The sequence below is a fragment of the Pantoea rwandensis genome (assembly GCF_000759475.1).
Lineage (GTDB): Bacteria > Pseudomonadota > Gammaproteobacteria > Enterobacterales > Enterobacteriaceae > Pantoea > Pantoea rwandensis_B.
In genome coordinates, this window is the sequence record NZ_CP009454.1 from 2883641 (window position 1) to 2898428 (window position 14788).

Genomic DNA, 14788 nt, shown 5'->3' on the forward strand with positions numbered 1-14788 from the left:
CGGCTGGGATCAGGCCGCTTTGTTTTTCTGTTTGTAGCGGTCAAAAATCACCGCCGCTAACAGTATCAAACCGCGCACCACATACTGTGAGAACGGCGAGATATTCAATAAATTCATCGCATTCTCAACCGTACCCAGAATCAGTACGCCCGCCACCACATAAGAAATCTTACCGATGCCGCCTTTCAGCGAAACGCCGCCCAGCACACAGGCTGAAATCACAATCAGTTCATACCCGAGCGAGGTCATCGGCTGACCACTGGTCATACGCGAGGCCAAAATAATCCCCGCCGCCGCCGAGACCAGTCCCGAGAGAATGAAGATGATGATGCGAGTGCGCACCACCGGCACCCCGGCCAGACGTGCGGCTTCTTCATTACCGCCAATCGCCAGCGTATTGCGGCCAAAGGTGGTTTTGTTCAGCACAAAACCGAAAACAATCATGGTGGCGATGGTGAGCCAGATGGGCGCTGGCAAGCCGAGCCAGTTGGCATAGCCGAGGGTGAAGAAGCGTTCATCCTCAATGCCGACCGCTTTACCGTCAGAGAAGATATACGCGAGACCACGCACAATCTGCATGGTTGCCAGCGTGGTGATCAGCGCATTGATCTTTAGCCGGGCAATCACAAAGCCATTAATAAATCCGGTGGCCATACCGAGCACCAAACCGGCCGCGACGCCCAACCACAGACTCTCCGTCATGTTGATCACCACCGCGGTCACCACACCGGCGCAGGCAATCACCGAGGCCACCGAGAGGTCAAAATCGCCAGAAGCGAGGCAGAACAGCATGCCGCAGGCCACCATGCCGGACATCAACATGGCCAGTCCCAGCCCTTTCATATTAATGAACGTGCCAAAATTGGGTACGAAGATGGCGCAAACGATAAACAGCAGCGCGAAAACCACCAGCATGCCGAAATTATCCCAGATACGCCCCAGCTGCAGGCCGTTACGCTGCACCGGTGGTGTGTTGGAAGTGGTAGATGAAGCCATTGTTGCTCTCCTTTACATCAGGCCACGGCGGCCGCTTGAGGGGTTTTCGGCATCGCCAGGCTCAGCGTCAGCTGCTCCGTGGCCGCGTCGTGTGGCAGTTCTCCGGCAATCTCACCTTCACGCATCACCACGATACGGTCAGCCAGGCCCATCACTTCGGGCAGATCGCTGGAAGCAAACAGCACCGCGATCCCTTTATTCGCCAGTTGGTAAATCAGGTTATAGATTTCATGCTTGGCACCGACATCAATACCGCGCGTCGGTTCATCCAGCAGAATCACATTCATCTCTTCGGACAACCAACGACCCAAAATCGCCTTCTGCTGATTGCCTCCCGACAGATTCATGATCAGCTGTTGCGGGCCAGGCGTTTTGATGTTGAGCGATCGGATGTGAAGATCGGCGTTTTTCGCCTCCCAGCCGGGTTTGATCAGACACCCCGCCGTGAGATTATGGCGGCGCGCGCTGATATTGATGTTGTCGCGCACCGAGTGCACCGGAATAATCCCTTCGGATTTACGATCTTCCGGACACAGCATGATCCCCGCGCGAATCGCATCGATTGGCTGGCGAATGTTGAGCTTTTTGCCATCCAGCGACACGCTGCCGCCACGCAGTTTGGTCGCACCAAACAGCCCCTTCATCAATTCACTGCGCCCCGCACCAACCAATCCAAACAGGCCAACAATTTCACCAGCTCGTACCGTCAGCGAAATTGGCATGCGCACGCCTTTGGCCTCTACTTGATCAAGTTGCAAACGGACTTTACCCAATGCGCGCGGCGTATAGCCGTAAATATCGCCGAGGTTACGCCCGACCATCGCCTGTACCAGATCGTCATGATGGGTGTTCGGCATGTCGGTGAAGGTGCGCACGTAGCGACCATCTTTGAACACGGTGATGGCATCGCTGAGGGCAAAGATTTCCTCCATACGATGCGACACGTACAGCACGGTGCGGCCCTGATCGCGCAGCTGACGAATGACGCGGAACAGATGCTCGATTTCACGTGCAGACAGTGAGCTGGTCGGCTCGTCAAAGGCGATGATGCGCGCATTACGCGCCAGCGCTTTGGCAATCTCCACCATCTGCCACTGACCGAGCGACAGATATTTCAGCGGCATGTCTGGATCGATATCCATGCCGAGATTTTTAAGCTGCAGATCTGCTTCATACCGCAGCAATTTGCGATTCACCAATCCGCGTTTGTGTGGCAACTGTCCGAGATAGATGTTCTCCGCCACGCTCATCTCCGGCACCAGATGCAGCTCCTGATAGATGATCGCCACGCCCGCATCCAGCGCATCCACGGTGTTGTTGAAGCTTTTCACTTCGCCTTTGATGCAAATCTCACCTTCAGTCGGCTGATAACTGCCGCTGAGAATCTTTAACAGCGTGGACTTTCCCGCGCCGTTTTCGCCCATCAGCGCATGCACTTCCCCGGCGCGGCACTGGAATGAGATATCCTGCAGCGCTTTTACGCCCGGAAAGGTTTTACTGATGCCATGAAAGGACAGAAAGGCTTGATCAGTTTCCATGGAAACTCCTCTTCGCCCCCATCTTTCGCGCTATTGCCGCGTTGGCTGCGCACATTTGTCCCAGCGACGAGCGACACGGGAGCAAACGCGGTGGCCAACCTGCTACAACACCTGGGATGGAGGCTGCGTTTATCAATCAGGCGACTTACATCAGCCCTTTCTTCGCCAACTCAGTTTTGAAGTTGTCGCGGGTAATCAGCACCACATCGGTGACTTCGGTGAACTTCGCGGGCTCTTCGCCTTTGGTCACCCAGTTGTAGAGCATCTGACTGCTCTTATAACCGTGCACATCCGGGCTTGGCAGCAGTGAGCCATAGAAGCCGGTTGGCGCCCCTTTGGAGAGTTCGCTCACCGCATCTACGCCGTTAATGCCAATGCCGATCACGTCTGGCGCTTTAAAGCCCTGGCCTTCAGTCGCGCGTACGCCACCCAGCACGGTGTTGTCATTCATGCCGACAATCAGCCAGTGTTTCACCTCGGGATGCTGCACCAGCAGCGAGTTACCGGCATCAAACGCACCGGGAATGTCGTTGGATTTGGTGGGTACCTGATAGATCTGCTTCTCCGGGAATCCGGCTGCTTTCAGCGCTTCCATCGAACCGCCGGTGCGGCGGCGCGCGGTGTCCAACTCATTGGCGGTAATCGCCATCACGCCGGTCTCTTTCGCATCCCAGCCGCGCTTCTGCATCTCTTTATAGAGTTCCTGGCCCTGGCGCTCACCGATTTTGGTCGCCGCCATCATCACCAACGGCACCGTGTCCATTGGCTTGCCTTTGGCGGTGACGAACTGATCGTCAACCGCAATCACTTTCAGGCCATAACTGCGCGCCTTCGCCACGATGGCTGAACCCAGTTTCGGGTCCGGTGTGCAGATCACGAAGCCTTTGGCACCGCTCGCCGCCAGGCTGTCGATGGCATTGAGGGTTTTCTCGCCGTCAGGCACCGCGATTTTGATGACGTCGAAACCGAGATCTTTGCCGGCTTTATCGGCGAACTTCCATTCCGTCTGGAACCAGGGTTCCTCCGGTTGTTTGACGAGGAAACCGAGTTTCATGGTTTCGGCGATAGCGGATTGTGACATAACCGCGGCGAGACCTACCGCCGCCAGCGCTTTAGTGAATTTATGCATGATGCTCTCCGGCACAATGGTGTTTTATCGCTGTTAATAACGAATCGGTGTAAACGCTACCAATTGGATTTCACGTTTGGGTACAGCGCAAAATCAGCGCGTTAGCTCAAAGGTTGTACAAAGGCTGTGCAAACGCTGGGCTAGTTGTAGCGGTATTGGCGAATAAAAATGTAGAGCGGTATCACATCCCAAAACGATGACTAATTCCTCCATATATTCAGCGAAATTAACCAGTCATTAACTTTTGCTGCCGATCACATAACCTCGCCGATGGCAGAAAAGTGCATATTCTCAGCCAGCGATGACTAACGGCTTATGCTCCCGCATTCCAGGATTGAGCCAGATAACTCACACAGGAGAATCCCAATGGGTGCTGGCGCCATAACAATTGGGCTGGATTTTGGCAGTGACTCGGTGCGTGCCCTCGCCGTGGACTGCCGCAGTGGTCAAGAGCTGGAAACCGCGGTGGTGAACTATCCGCGTTGGGCGCAGGGGCATTTCTGTGACGCGCATGCCAACCGTTTTCGTCATCATCCACAGTACTACATTGATGCGCTGGAGCAGGCGATCGTGGCGGTGGTGCACGCGTTAACAGTGGAACAGCGGGCTGTGGTGGTGGGTATTGGCGTCGATTCAACCGGCTCAACCCCTGCCCCGATTGACCGCGATGGCAACGTGTTAGCCTTGCGTCCGGAGTTTGCGACCAATCCCAACGCCATGTTTGTGCTGTGGAAGGATCACACCGCAATTGAAGAAGCGGAAGAGATTAATCAGCTGTGCCGCAACGGTCATTTCACCGATTACACCCGCTATATCGGCGGTGTGTATTCGTCGGAGTGGTTCTGGGCCAAGATTCTGCATGTATCACGCCAGGATGCGGCGGTGCGTGATGCTGCAGTGTCTTGGGTGGAACTCTGCGATTGGGTACCGGCACTGTTAAGCGGTCGCACCGCCCCGGCGCAGTTGCGGCGTGGACGCTGTGCTGCCGGGCATAAATCGCTGTGGCATCCTGAATGGCATGGCCTACCGCCTGCGGACTTTTTCCGTGCCCTTGATCCGATGTTGGTCGAGCAGTTGGATTCCCCGCTATTTACCGACACCTTCACTGCTGATGTGCCGGTGGGTACGTTGTCTGCCGAATGGGCGCAGCGTTTGGGACTGTCTGAACAGGTGATTCTCTCCGGTGGTGCTTTTGACTGCCACATGGGCGCGGTCGGTGCAGGTGCTCAGCCTTATACGCTGGTGAAAGTGATTGGCACCTCAACCTGCGACATTTTGATTGCTGATAGTGAGAAAGTGGGCGATCGCGCAATTAAAGGCATTTGCGGCCAGGTGGATGGCAGTGTCGTGCCGGGTGCCATCGGCTGCGAAGCCGGTCAGTCCGCGTTTGGCGATATTTACGCCTGGTTCAGTCGTTTGCTGGGCTGGCCGCTGCAGCAGGCGGTGGCGCGCCATCCTGAGTTGCAACCGCAACTCGCCGAAATGCAGCAGGATTTGATCCGCTCCCTTACCGAAGCCTGGGCTACCGATCCACAGCTCGATCATCTGCCCGTGGTGCTGGATTGGTTCAACGGGCGTCGTACGCCGGATGCCAATCAGCGCCTGAAAGGCGTGATCACCGATTTGAATCTCGGCACTGACGCGCCTGCATTGTTTGGTGGTCTGGTGGCCGCCACGGCGTTTGGTGCCCGCGCCATTATGGAGTGCTTCGAGAAACAACAGATTCCGGTGGAGAGCATTCTGACGCTTGGCGGCATCGCACGTAAGTCTCCCGCCATTATGCAGGCATGCTGCGACGTAATGAACCGCCCGCTGGATATCGTGGCTTCTGACGAATGCTGCGCGCTTGGCGCCGCCATTTTTGCCGCCGTCGCCGCGAAGGTGTATGCCGACGTCCCTGCCGCACAGCAGGTGATGGCGAGTCCGATCGCCGTGACCTTGCAGCCTAACAGCCTGCGCGTAGCGGGCTATCAACAGCTTTATCAACGCTATCAGAACTGGTGCCAGGCCGCTGAACCTCAGTATGCCGCCCGCGCCACATCCGCTAAGTAAAGGAGCGAGAAATGGAACAGAACGTTTGGTTTGTGATTGGGACTCAGCATCTCTACGGAGCGGAAACCTTGCGCCAGGTCGAACATCACGCGCGCCAGGTGATGGACGGTTTGAACCAGGCGGGCACGCTGCCGGTGCCGCTGGTGTTGAAGCCACTGGTGAAATCACCGGATGAAGCGCTGGCGCTGTGCCGCGAAGCCAATCACGACAGCAATTGTGTGGGGATCATTACCTGGCTGCATACCTTTTCACCGGCCAAGATGTGGATTGGTGGGCTGAGTATCCTGAATAAGCCATTGCTGCAATTCCATACTCAGTTCAACGCAGAAATTCCGTGGGACAGTATGGATATGGACTTTATGAACCTGAACCAGACCGCTCATGGCGGCCGTGAGTTCGGCTTTATTGGCGCACGTATGGGCCTGCAGCACAGCGTGGTGACTGGCCACTGGCAGGATAAGACCAGCCAGCAGCGCATCGGACGCTGGATCAATGCAGCATTAGCAAAGCAGGCCAGCCAGCAGCTGAAAGTGGCGCGCTTTGGCGACAATATGCGTGAAGTGGCGGTGACCGAAGGCGATAAGGTGGCGGCGCAAATTCAATTTGGTTATTCGGTTAACGGTTGGGGCGTGGGTGATCTCGTTGAGGTGGTGAACAGCGTCAGTGATGGCGATGTGCATGCGCTGATCGATGAATACGAGAGCCAGTATCTGTTTAGCGAGGCTGCCGCCGTGAATGGCGAGAAGCGTCAGAATGTGCTGGATGCGGCGCGCATTGAACTGGGTTTGAAGCGTTTCCTCGATGATGAGGGCTGCAAAGCCTTTACCACTAATTTCCAGACTCTGCACGGCATGACGCAGTTGCCGGGCCTGGCCGTTCAACGTTTGATGGGCCAGGGTTATGGTTTCGCCGGTGAGGGGGACTGGAAGACAGCCGCGCTGCTGCATATTTTGAAGGTGCAAGCCGGGAATCGTGCAGGCGGTACTTCATTTATGGAGGATTACACGTATCACTTTTCACCGGGCAACGATTTGGTGTTGGGTTCACATATGCTGGAAGTGTGCCCTTCGATTGCCAAAGAGGCGAAGCCGTTGATTGATGTGCAGTTCCTCGGCATTGGTGGCAAAGCCGATCCGGCGCGCATGATTTTCTCCACGCCGGCTGGGCGCGCGGTGAATGCCAGTGTGATTGATATGGGTGATCGTTTCCGTTTGCTGGTGAATGTAGTGGATGCGATTGAGCAGCCGAAACCGCTGCCGAAGTTGCCGGTCGCGCGTGCTTTGTGGCGTGCACAGCCCTCACTGGCTACCGCTTCCGAAGCCTGGATTCTGGCCGGTGGCGCGCACCATACGGTGTTTAGTCAGGCACTGGATTTGGATGATATGTATTTGTACGGTGAGCTAAACGGCATTGAAGTGCTGGTGATCGATGAGGATACGCGCTTACCGGCGTTCAAGGATGCGTTGCGCTGGAATGAGGCGTATTACCGTTTAGCGCGTTGATCGTTTGATTACCGGTTAAAGCCGCGTTAAGTCGCGGCTTTTTTTCGTCGCTAAAACGCGCGGTTCAGTCGACAAAGGTGAGTTGTGGCTAAAAGCGTGCGGTCCAGTAGACAAAGGTGGGCGTTGTGACTAAAAACGTGCGATCCAGTCAACAAAGGTGGGCGTTGCGTAAAGTCGGCGTGAATACATCCCTGTAGCCTCGGACGCCGCATCCCTGCGGCGTACGCTTTACTCCACTGCCCACCTTTGTCTCCTTTATGCATGCCCGCTGCATGGTTTCCAGGGTCAAAAACTGGCGCCGTTACCTTGCATCACAGCGCTACGATTTGGCGGATTTATAAACCTGGCAGCATTCCTATAATTGCACTGACTACAGCAATGACAGTCTCAATTGCCCCATAAAGGCCAGCCCGAAGAGCAAAGCGTTCGCGCCAGGGATGGCGCGGCCGATCTGCATGGATGCGGGGTTCCTTTGCGATCGGGCTGGCCTTTATGGGGCTGAGCACCAGATTTTCAGCAAACCCACCTAACTTTTAAAGAAGAGTGCTGAGGCTAAAAATCTGCGGATCAGTCGTCAAAGGTGAGTTGTGGCTAAAAACGTGCGATCCAGTCAACAAAGGTGGGCGTTGCGTAAAGTCGGCGTGAATACATCCCTGTAGCCTCGGACGCCGCATCCCTGCGGCGTACGCTTTACTCCACTGCCCACCTTTGTCTCCTTTATGCATGTCCGCTGCATGGTTTCCAGGGTCAAAAACTGGCGCCGTTCTCTCGCATCACAGCGCTACGATTTGGCGGGTTTAAAAACCTGGCTGCATCCTCATACTTGCACTGACTACAGCGATGATCATCTTAAATGCCCCATAAAGGTCAGCCCGAAGAGCAAAGCGTTTGCGCCAGGGATGGCGCGGCCGATCTGCATGGATGCGGGGTTCCTTTGCGATCGGGCTGGCCTTTATGGGGCCGTGCACCAGATTTTCAGCAAACCCACCTAACTTTTAAAGAAGAGTGCTGTGGCTAAAAACGTGCGGTCCAGTCAACAAAGGTGGGCGTTGCGTAAAGTCGGCGTGAATACATCCCTGTAGCCTCGGACGCCGCATCCCTGCGGCGTACGCTTTACTCCACTGCCCACCTTTGTCTCCTTTATGCAGGCTTGCCGCGATATTTTTTAATCCAGGACTGAACAGAACTTTCAAGTTTGCGCGGACTACAGCAATGACAGTCTCAATTGCACCATAAAGGCCAGCCCGAAGAGCAAAGCGTTCGCGCCAGGGATGGCGCGGTCGATCTGCAAGGATGCGGGGTTCCTTTGCAATCGGGCTGGCCTTTATGGGGCTGAGCACCGAACCATCAGCAACTTCACTTAACATTCAAAAATATGAGCGTTAAAACCTGTAACCCCTACCCAACATCCACAAATCTGAACACCAAAAACCGCATCCCCGAATCTAAGCCCCAAAACAAAAAAGGTGCGCAAATTTGCGCACCTCTCAAAACAAACATGACGCTGACAACTACGAAGTTAAACGCTTAACCGGCGCATTCTTCTGACGATCCCACATTACCGTTAGCAGACGTTGCAAAGCGATAAATGCAAACAACAGAATACCGATGGCGATCTTTGTCCACCAGGAACTCAGCGTGCCATCGAAGTTAATCCATGTCTGAATCAGACCCTGGATCAACACCCCAAACAACGTGCCGAGCACCGTGCCCACACCGCCGGACAACAAGGTGCCGCCGATCACCACCGAGGCAATCGCGTCCAGTTCCACGCCCAATCCTGCCAGGGCATAGCCTGCTGAGGTATAAATCGAGAACACAATCCCCGCCAGTGTCGCCAGGGTGGTGGAAAGCATATAAATCTTGATGGTCGTGGCGCGTGTCGAAACACCCATCAACTGCGCCGACGTCAGATTACCGCCGATGGCATACACCTGATTACCAAAACGCGTGCGATGCGCGAGGATAATCCCGCCGATCACTACCACCAGCATAATCACCGCCAGCAGGCTAAGACGCCCGCCACCGGGGATCTTCCATGCCAGACTCGACAGTGTGGAATAGAGCGGATGATCGATGGGAATCGAGTTTTCGGAAACCAGATAGCTGCAGCCGCGCAGGAAAAACATCCCCGCCAGCGTAATAATAAAGGCCGGGATCTTCAGTGCATCAATCAGCCAACCCATCATGGCGCCGAACAGTGCCCCCATTGCTAGCACAATCGCGAAGGCTAGAATCGGATCAACGTGATAATCACCGATGATTTTCGCCAAAAATACGCCGCTAAAGGCGATAACGGCCCCCACTGACAGATCGATACCGCCTGACAAAATCACAAACGTCATGCCCACGGCGATAATGCCGAGGAACGCGTTATCGGTCAGGATATTGCAAATCACGCGTGTCGAGGCAAAGCCAGGGAACTGACTCAGACAGAACAGATAACCGGCGACAAACACCAGCAGCGTAATCATCAATGGCAGATGGCGTTTAATCATTTTGGACGTCTCCCTTTCAGCATGGCGATAAAGCGCGGCGATTGCAGCAACAGCACACACATCACCACCACCGCTTTCACCACCTGATTCAGTTCCGGCGGGAAGCCAGACAACAAAATACCGGTATTCATCGACTGAATAATCAGCGCGCCGACCAGCGACAACACCAGATTAAAACGCCCGCCCATCAGCGATGCACCGCCAATCACAACGGCAAGAATGGCATCCAACTCCAGCCACAAACCGGCATTGTTGGCATCGGCGCCACGTATATCCGCTGCCACGATCAGGCCCGCGACTGCTGCACACACACCGCTGATCGCATAGGTGGACATCACCACTAACCAGCCATTTACACCGGCATTACGTGCGGCGCGCAGGTTAATCCCCACCGCTTCGATAAACAGGCCCAGCGCGGTTTTTCGCGTCAGCAGCCACACTAACAGTGCCACCAGCAGCGTGATCCATACCGGAACCGGCAGCATCCACAGCGAGCCGCTGCCAAACCAACCGAGGCTGTCGCTGTTAAAGGTCACAATCTGACCCTGAGTAATCAGCTGTGCAATACCGCGCCCGGCTACCATCAATATCAACGTGGCAACAAACGGCTGAATCTTCAGCAGCGCCACCAGCACGCCATTCCATAAGCCGCAGGCAAGGCCGGTGCCAAGGGTGGCGAGAATAATAAAGCTCAGGCTGTGCCCCGCAACGGTCAACGTGGCCGCCGTCGCCCCCGCAATCGCCATCACCGCACCTACCGACAAATCAATCCCGCCGGTGGCAATCACCAGCGTCATACCGATCGCCAGTAGGGCAACGGGTGCAGCGCGGTTGAGGATATCAATCGGGCTGCCAAACAGGCGACCGTCCTGGATATGCACCGCAAAAAAATTGTTTGCGACCAGGCTATCCACCAACAGCACCAGAATCAGCGCAACGATTTGCGGCATGCCTGGCGGTAACTTCGGCTTACGCCGTTCAGGTTTTGGATGTGTCATAGGGGATTCAAGCATGTTGTGCTCCTGCATCGGCGATGGCATTCACAATCGACGCCACCGACAGCTGCTCCAGCGGGATTTCAGCTACCTGCTTCAGATCGCGCATGATCAACACGCGATCGGCATAGCCCACCAGCTCTTCGAGTTCAGAGGAGATAACCAGTAACGCCAGTCCATCGGCGCACAGGGTTTCAATCAAACGAATGATCTCGGCATGTGCACCAACATCAATGCCGCGCGTCGGTTCGTCGAGAATTAAGAATTGCGGCTTCGTCACCAGCCAGCGTGACAGCAGCACCTTTTGCTGATTACCGCCGGAGAGTAATTCCACTGGCTGATCGGCATGTGGCGTGCGAATTCCCAGGCTTTTGATAAAGCGTTCTGCGATTGCCTGTTGTTCACGCCGTTTAATCGGACGCAGCCAGCCGCGTTGTGCCTGCAGCGCTAAAATAATATTTTCACGCACCGAAGCCGCACCGATGATGCCGTCGGTTTTACGATCCTCCGGGCAGAACCCCATGCCCAGATGGGAGGCTTTGGCCGGAGTCCGAATATGCTGCACTTTGCCTTTGATGGTGGCAGTGCCTCGATCCGCACGACGGATACCAAACAGCACCTCGGCGGTTTCGGTGCGCCCCGATCCCAGCAAGCCGGCTAAGCCCACCACTTCTCCCGGACGCACCGCGAGGTCGAAAGGTTCAATGGTGCCCTTCTTGCCGTAATCTTTAAATGACACAACCGGTTGATTGCTCTTCAGCGTGCTGCCCTGACGTTGCAAGGCGGTCTCCAGCAGTTCGCGCCCCAGCATCAGTTTGATCAATTCGATTTGCGGCAATGATGCCGTATCACGCGTGGCAATAAACTGGCCGTTGCGCAAAACGGTAATACGGTCGGTGATGCGATACACCTGGTCGAGAAAATGAGTGACAAAAATCAGGCTCATTCCTCTGGCTTTCAACTGCGCCATCAGGGTGAACAGCATTTCAACTTCGCTGGCATCGAGGCTGGCGGTAGGTTCGTCAAGGATTAACACCTGAGCGGAGAGATCCACGGCGCGACAAATCGCAATGATCTGCTGCATCGCGACTGAGTAATGGCCCAGGGGACGCGTCACGTCGAGCGCAAAACCGTAGTTGCGCATCAGCGCATCGGCATCACGCACCATACGCTTGCGGTCGATCATGCCAAAGCGGCGCGGCTCGCGGCCGATGTAGAGATTATCTGCCACCGACATATTTGGCAGGAGATTCACCTCCTGATAAACCGTACCGATGCCCATTTGCTGCGCATCGGCAGTATTGTGCGGTGAAATGGTACTGCCATTCAGGGTGATGGTGCCGGCATCCCGGGTGTAAACACCGGTCAGCACTTTAATCAGCGTGGATTTTCCGGCACCGTTTTCGCCCAGCAGCGCCATGATCTCGCCTTTGCGAATGCTGAATGAGACATTATCCAGCGCTTTCACGCCGGGGAAACCTTTGCTGATACCGTTGAGTGTCAGGAGTGCGGATGCATCTGCGGTGCTCATCAGGTTCTACCTCGCCTTACGTCATGAAAAACCGCCCCGAAGGGCGGTTGCGGGGATCAGTAACCCATGCCTTTTTTGGTGTCGAGCTGTGCCTGCGCGGAATCTGGCAGATACAGTTTCGATTCGGTTTTGATGATTTTTGGTGGCATCGTGCCGTCTTTTTTGAATTTCTCCAGCGCATCAAAAGCCGGACCTGCCATATTTGGCGTCAGCTCGACGTTGGCATTGGCTTCACCCGCCAGCATCGCTTTATAAATATCCGGCACACCGTCGATGGATCCGGTCAGAATATCTTTGCCTGGCTTCAGACCCGCTTCTTTAATGGCCTGAATGGCACCGATTGCCATATCATCGTTATGCGCATACACCATGCAGATGTTCTTGCCGTTGTTTTCCGCTTTGATGAAGCTCTCCATCACCTCTTTACCTTTACTACGCGTAAAGTCGCCGGACTGAGAACGGATCACTTTAATGTTGTTATGGCCCGCGATGGCGTCGGCAAATCCTTTCTTACGATCGATGGCTACGCTGGCACCCACGGTGCCTTGTAACTCAACCACGTTGCACTGCTTGTCACCGACAGTTTTCACCAGCCAGTCACCGATCAACTTGCCTTCCAGCACGTTGTCTGCGGTCACCACCGCCATGTACAGCGACTTATCTTTCACCACAATGGCGCGGTCTAACAGGAACACCGGAATTTTGGCATCTTTGGCTTCTTCCAGCACCGGTTCCCAACCAGTCTGCACTACCGGCGCGATGAAGATGGCGTCAACGCCCTGCGCGATAAACGAGCGCACCGCTTTGATTTGGTTTTCCTGTTTTTGCTGACCATCGGCGATTTTCAACGTGATACCGCGCTTTTGCGCTTCGCTTTTCGCCACGTTGGTTTCCGCTGAACGCCAGCCTGATTCCGAGCCAACCTGTGAGAAGCCCACCGTCATATCCGCGGCAAGTACCGAAGTACTGAGCGCTGAACTGACCATGGCGGTTAAGAGTAAACGTTTCCACATAATTTCATTCCTCTGAAGGGAGTGTGCTGTAGGGGTACAAAACGCAGATTAAGCCTGGCGCAAAAGCGAGAAAACAAGCGCGACATGCCTCACAAAATAGAGTGAATTAAAGGAGTTACGAAATTATGCATGTAAGAAGTCATACCAGCAATATGGACAATTTGCCTGATATTTATTTCAGTGGCGGTTAAATAAATGTAATAAACAGAATCGGTTAGGATGGTGGCTACTGGAAACGATTACAGACGCTGCGTAAAGAATGGTTATCGACTGCGGGCACAAGCAATGATCAGTTTTGTGATTATTCGCACACTACATGATTTAAAGTTTCAAAGCCTGTAGATGCCATTGCTTAACTGTTCGACATAAATCGGCCTAATAAACGTCTTATATGAATGAAAGTCAGTGCATTAAGCCTGATAAAAAATGACAACTTTCATTTGCGTTAAGGGTGTGAGCTTTTTTCACATTATGCCGTCCGTCAGGATAGAATTTGTCTTAATCCCGTCTGGAAATGCGCGTTTAAAACGGCAAAATGAAGAAAAAATGTCTTTTGATGAGCGAATTAGCTCACGTTGTCTGATTTTTGAATTTTTTTAACGCTGGCGTATGGACTCTGTCAGTGTGCTCCCTATACTTGGGCACTTCCGAGCACTTTATTTTTAAATGGCAATCATGACTGCGCTAGATTACCTGTTGAAATTCCGCAAAGTGAATAATCTTGAGAGTCTGGAAAAACTCTACGACCATCTCAATTATTCGCTGACCGATGATAATGACATCATCAATATGTATCGCGCTGCCGATCACCGTCGTGCTGAACTGGTTTCCGGCGGCCGCCTCTTCGATATGGGCCGCGTGCCAAAATCAGTCTGGCGCTACGTAATGTAATGGGTTTTCCCCACCTTTTTCTGCACTATAGCGTTGTCCATGTCGGGCGTGCCCCGTTTGGACATTCAACGCCTTCTTAATTTCGCTACAGGATCCGCAAGATGACCGAATCGGTAAACCCGCCGCGTATTGCTGGCTGGCTGTTATTGCCGCTGGCCTGGTTGATTATGACGATGCTGACCAGTGCGCTGGTTGTGGCCATGTATCTGAGCCCGTTGTTTGATACTGAATTGCGTACCACGTTGTTCACTCATGCCAGCCAATTGTTCACGCAATGGGCGATTTCCCTGCTCACCGCAGGCGTGGTTTGGGTCTACAGTATTTGGGTTTGCTGGATGTTCTGTAAACGTTCGCGCCGTTTACCGCGTCATTACATCCTGTGGTTACTGATGACCGTGTTACTGGCGTTGAAAACCTTCGCGTTCACCCCGGTGGCGGATAACAAAGCCATTCAAACGCTGCTGTTGTCACTGCTGGCGGCGGCGGTATTTGTGCCCTACTTCAAACGCTCTCAACGTGTTAAAGAGACGTTTATCCAGCCATAACGGCGCGAGTTTCGTCAGGAATTTAATTCTGAGTGCTCTCAACACCCACACATTTTGTGTAGAGGTTGAGATGCACCTCTCAATTCCGGATAATAGAC

At 54.2% G+C, this 14788-nt stretch carries 11 protein-coding genes; 4 read left to right on the forward strand and 7 right to left on the reverse strand.

Translation table 11 applies throughout. The features are described from left to right. Positions 1–9 precede the first annotated feature (9 nt). The 3 genes from araH to LH22_RS13155 all read right to left on the reverse strand — a co-directional run bounded on the left by araH (position 10) and on the right by LH22_RS13155 (position 3663). The gene (gene araH / locus LH22_RS13145; RefSeq protein WP_038647210.1) at positions 10–996 is read right to left on the reverse strand and encodes an L-arabinose ABC transporter permease AraH; all 987 of its coding nucleotides are present in this window, start codon (positions 994–996) and stop codon (positions 10–12) included. Positions 997–1013: 17 nt separating this feature from the next. Then, on the reverse strand, positions 1014–2534 hold the full coding sequence (gene araG, locus LH22_RS13150; protein ID WP_038647212.1) for an L-arabinose ABC transporter ATP-binding protein AraG: 1521 nt from the start codon (positions 2532–2534) through the stop codon (positions 1014–1016). Between the two features lie 145 nt (positions 2535–2679). After that, a complete protein-coding gene (locus tag LH22_RS13155; RefSeq protein ID WP_038647214.1) occupies positions 2680–3663 on the reverse strand; it encodes an arabinose ABC transporter substrate-binding protein in 984 nt (327 codons plus the stop codon). Positions 3664–4029: 366 nt separating this feature from the next. Here LH22_RS13155 and LH22_RS13160 point away from each other — a divergent pair, with 366 nt between their 5' ends. After that, positions 4030–5715 (forward strand): ribulokinase, encoded by a 1686-nt coding sequence (locus tag LH22_RS13160; RefSeq protein ID WP_038647216.1) that lies wholly within the window; start codon positions 4030–4032, stop codon positions 5713–5715. An 11-nt stretch (positions 5716–5726) separates the two neighbouring features. Then, positions 5727–7217: an L-arabinose isomerase gene (araA, locus tag LH22_RS13165; protein WP_038647218.1), complete on the forward strand. Its 1491-nt coding sequence runs from the start codon at positions 5727–5729 to the stop codon at positions 7215–7217. Positions 7218–8728: 1511 nt separating this feature from the next. Here araA and yjfF read toward each other — a convergent pair. Genes yjfF through ytfQ form a run of 4 tightly spaced genes read right to left on the reverse strand, consistent with a single transcriptional unit; the run spans position 8729 to position 13254 of the window. After that, positions 8729–9715 carry a galactofuranose ABC transporter, permease protein YjfF gene (yjfF, locus tag LH22_RS13170; protein ID WP_038647220.1) on the reverse strand — a complete coding sequence of 329 codons (987 nt, stop codon included), beginning with the start codon at positions 9713–9715 and terminating at the stop codon, positions 8729–8731. Continuing rightward, positions 9712–10728: a galactofuranose ABC transporter, ATP-binding protein YtfT gene (ytfT, locus tag LH22_RS13175; RefSeq protein ID WP_034827397.1), complete on the reverse strand. Its 1017-nt coding sequence runs from the start codon at positions 10726–10728 to the stop codon at positions 9712–9714. Before ytfT ends, yjfF begins: the two co-directional genes overlap by 4 nt. Continuing rightward, entirely contained in the window at positions 10721–12241 is a 1521-nt protein-coding gene (gene ytfR, locus LH22_RS13180; RefSeq protein ID WP_038647223.1) for a galactofuranose ABC transporter, ATP-binding protein YtfR, read from the reverse strand. Before ytfR ends, ytfT begins: the two co-directional genes overlap by 8 nt. 56 nt (positions 12242–12297) lie before the next feature. Beyond that, a complete protein-coding gene (gene ytfQ / locus LH22_RS13185) occupies positions 12298–13254 on the reverse strand; it encodes a galactofuranose ABC transporter, galactofuranose-binding protein YtfQ (protein ID WP_038647225.1) in 957 nt (318 codons plus the stop codon). Positions 13255–13929: 675 nt separating this feature from the next. Here ytfQ and ydgT point away from each other — a divergent pair. Further along, on the forward strand, positions 13930–14145 hold the full coding sequence (ydgT, locus tag LH22_RS13190; protein WP_038647227.1) for a transcription modulator YdgT: 216 nt from the start codon (positions 13930–13932) through the stop codon (positions 14143–14145). A gap of 101 nt (positions 14146–14246) precedes the next feature. Further along, positions 14247–14690 carry a DUF2569 domain-containing protein gene (locus LH22_RS13195; RefSeq protein ID WP_034827411.1) on the forward strand — a complete coding sequence of 148 codons (444 nt, stop codon included), beginning with the start codon at positions 14247–14249 and terminating at the stop codon, positions 14688–14690. Positions 14691–14788: the final 98 nt, after the last annotated feature.

Bases quoted from the DNA above. Each gene is read 5' to 3' on its own strand.
- araH (WP_038647210.1), bottom strand. From the start codon at position 996: ATGGCTTCATCTACCACTTCCAACACACCACCGGTGCAGCGTAACGGC.
- araG (WP_038647212.1), bottom strand. From the start codon at position 2,534: ATGGAAACTGATCAAGCCTTTCTGTCCTTTCATGGCATCAGTAAAACC.
- LH22_RS13155 (WP_038647214.1), bottom strand. From the start codon at position 3,663: ATGCATAAATTCACTAAAGCGCTGGCGGCGGTAGGTCTCGCCGCGGTT.
- LH22_RS13160 (WP_038647216.1), top strand. From the start codon at position 4,030: ATGGGTGCTGGCGCCATAACAATTGGGCTGGATTTTGGCAGTGACTCG.
- araA (WP_038647218.1), top strand. From the start codon at position 5,727: ATGGAACAGAACGTTTGGTTTGTGATTGGGACTCAGCATCTCTACGGA.
- yjfF (WP_038647220.1), bottom strand. From the start codon at position 9,715: ATGATTAAACGCCATCTGCCATTGATGATTACGCTGCTGGTGTTTGTC.
- ytfT (WP_034827397.1), bottom strand. From the start codon at position 10,728: ATGCTTGAATCCCCTATGACACATCCAAAACCTGAACGGCGTAAGCCG.
- ytfR (WP_038647223.1), bottom strand. From the start codon at position 12,241: ATGAGCACCGCAGATGCATCCGCACTCCTGACACTCAACGGTATCAGC.
- ytfQ (WP_038647225.1), bottom strand. From the start codon at position 13,254: ATGTGGAAACGTTTACTCTTAACCGCCATGGTCAGTTCAGCGCTCAGT.
- ydgT (WP_038647227.1), top strand. From the start codon at position 13,930: ATGACTGCGCTAGATTACCTGTTGAAATTCCGCAAAGTGAATAATCTT.
- LH22_RS13195 (WP_034827411.1), top strand. From the start codon at position 14,247: ATGACCGAATCGGTAAACCCGCCGCGTATTGCTGGCTGGCTGTTATTG.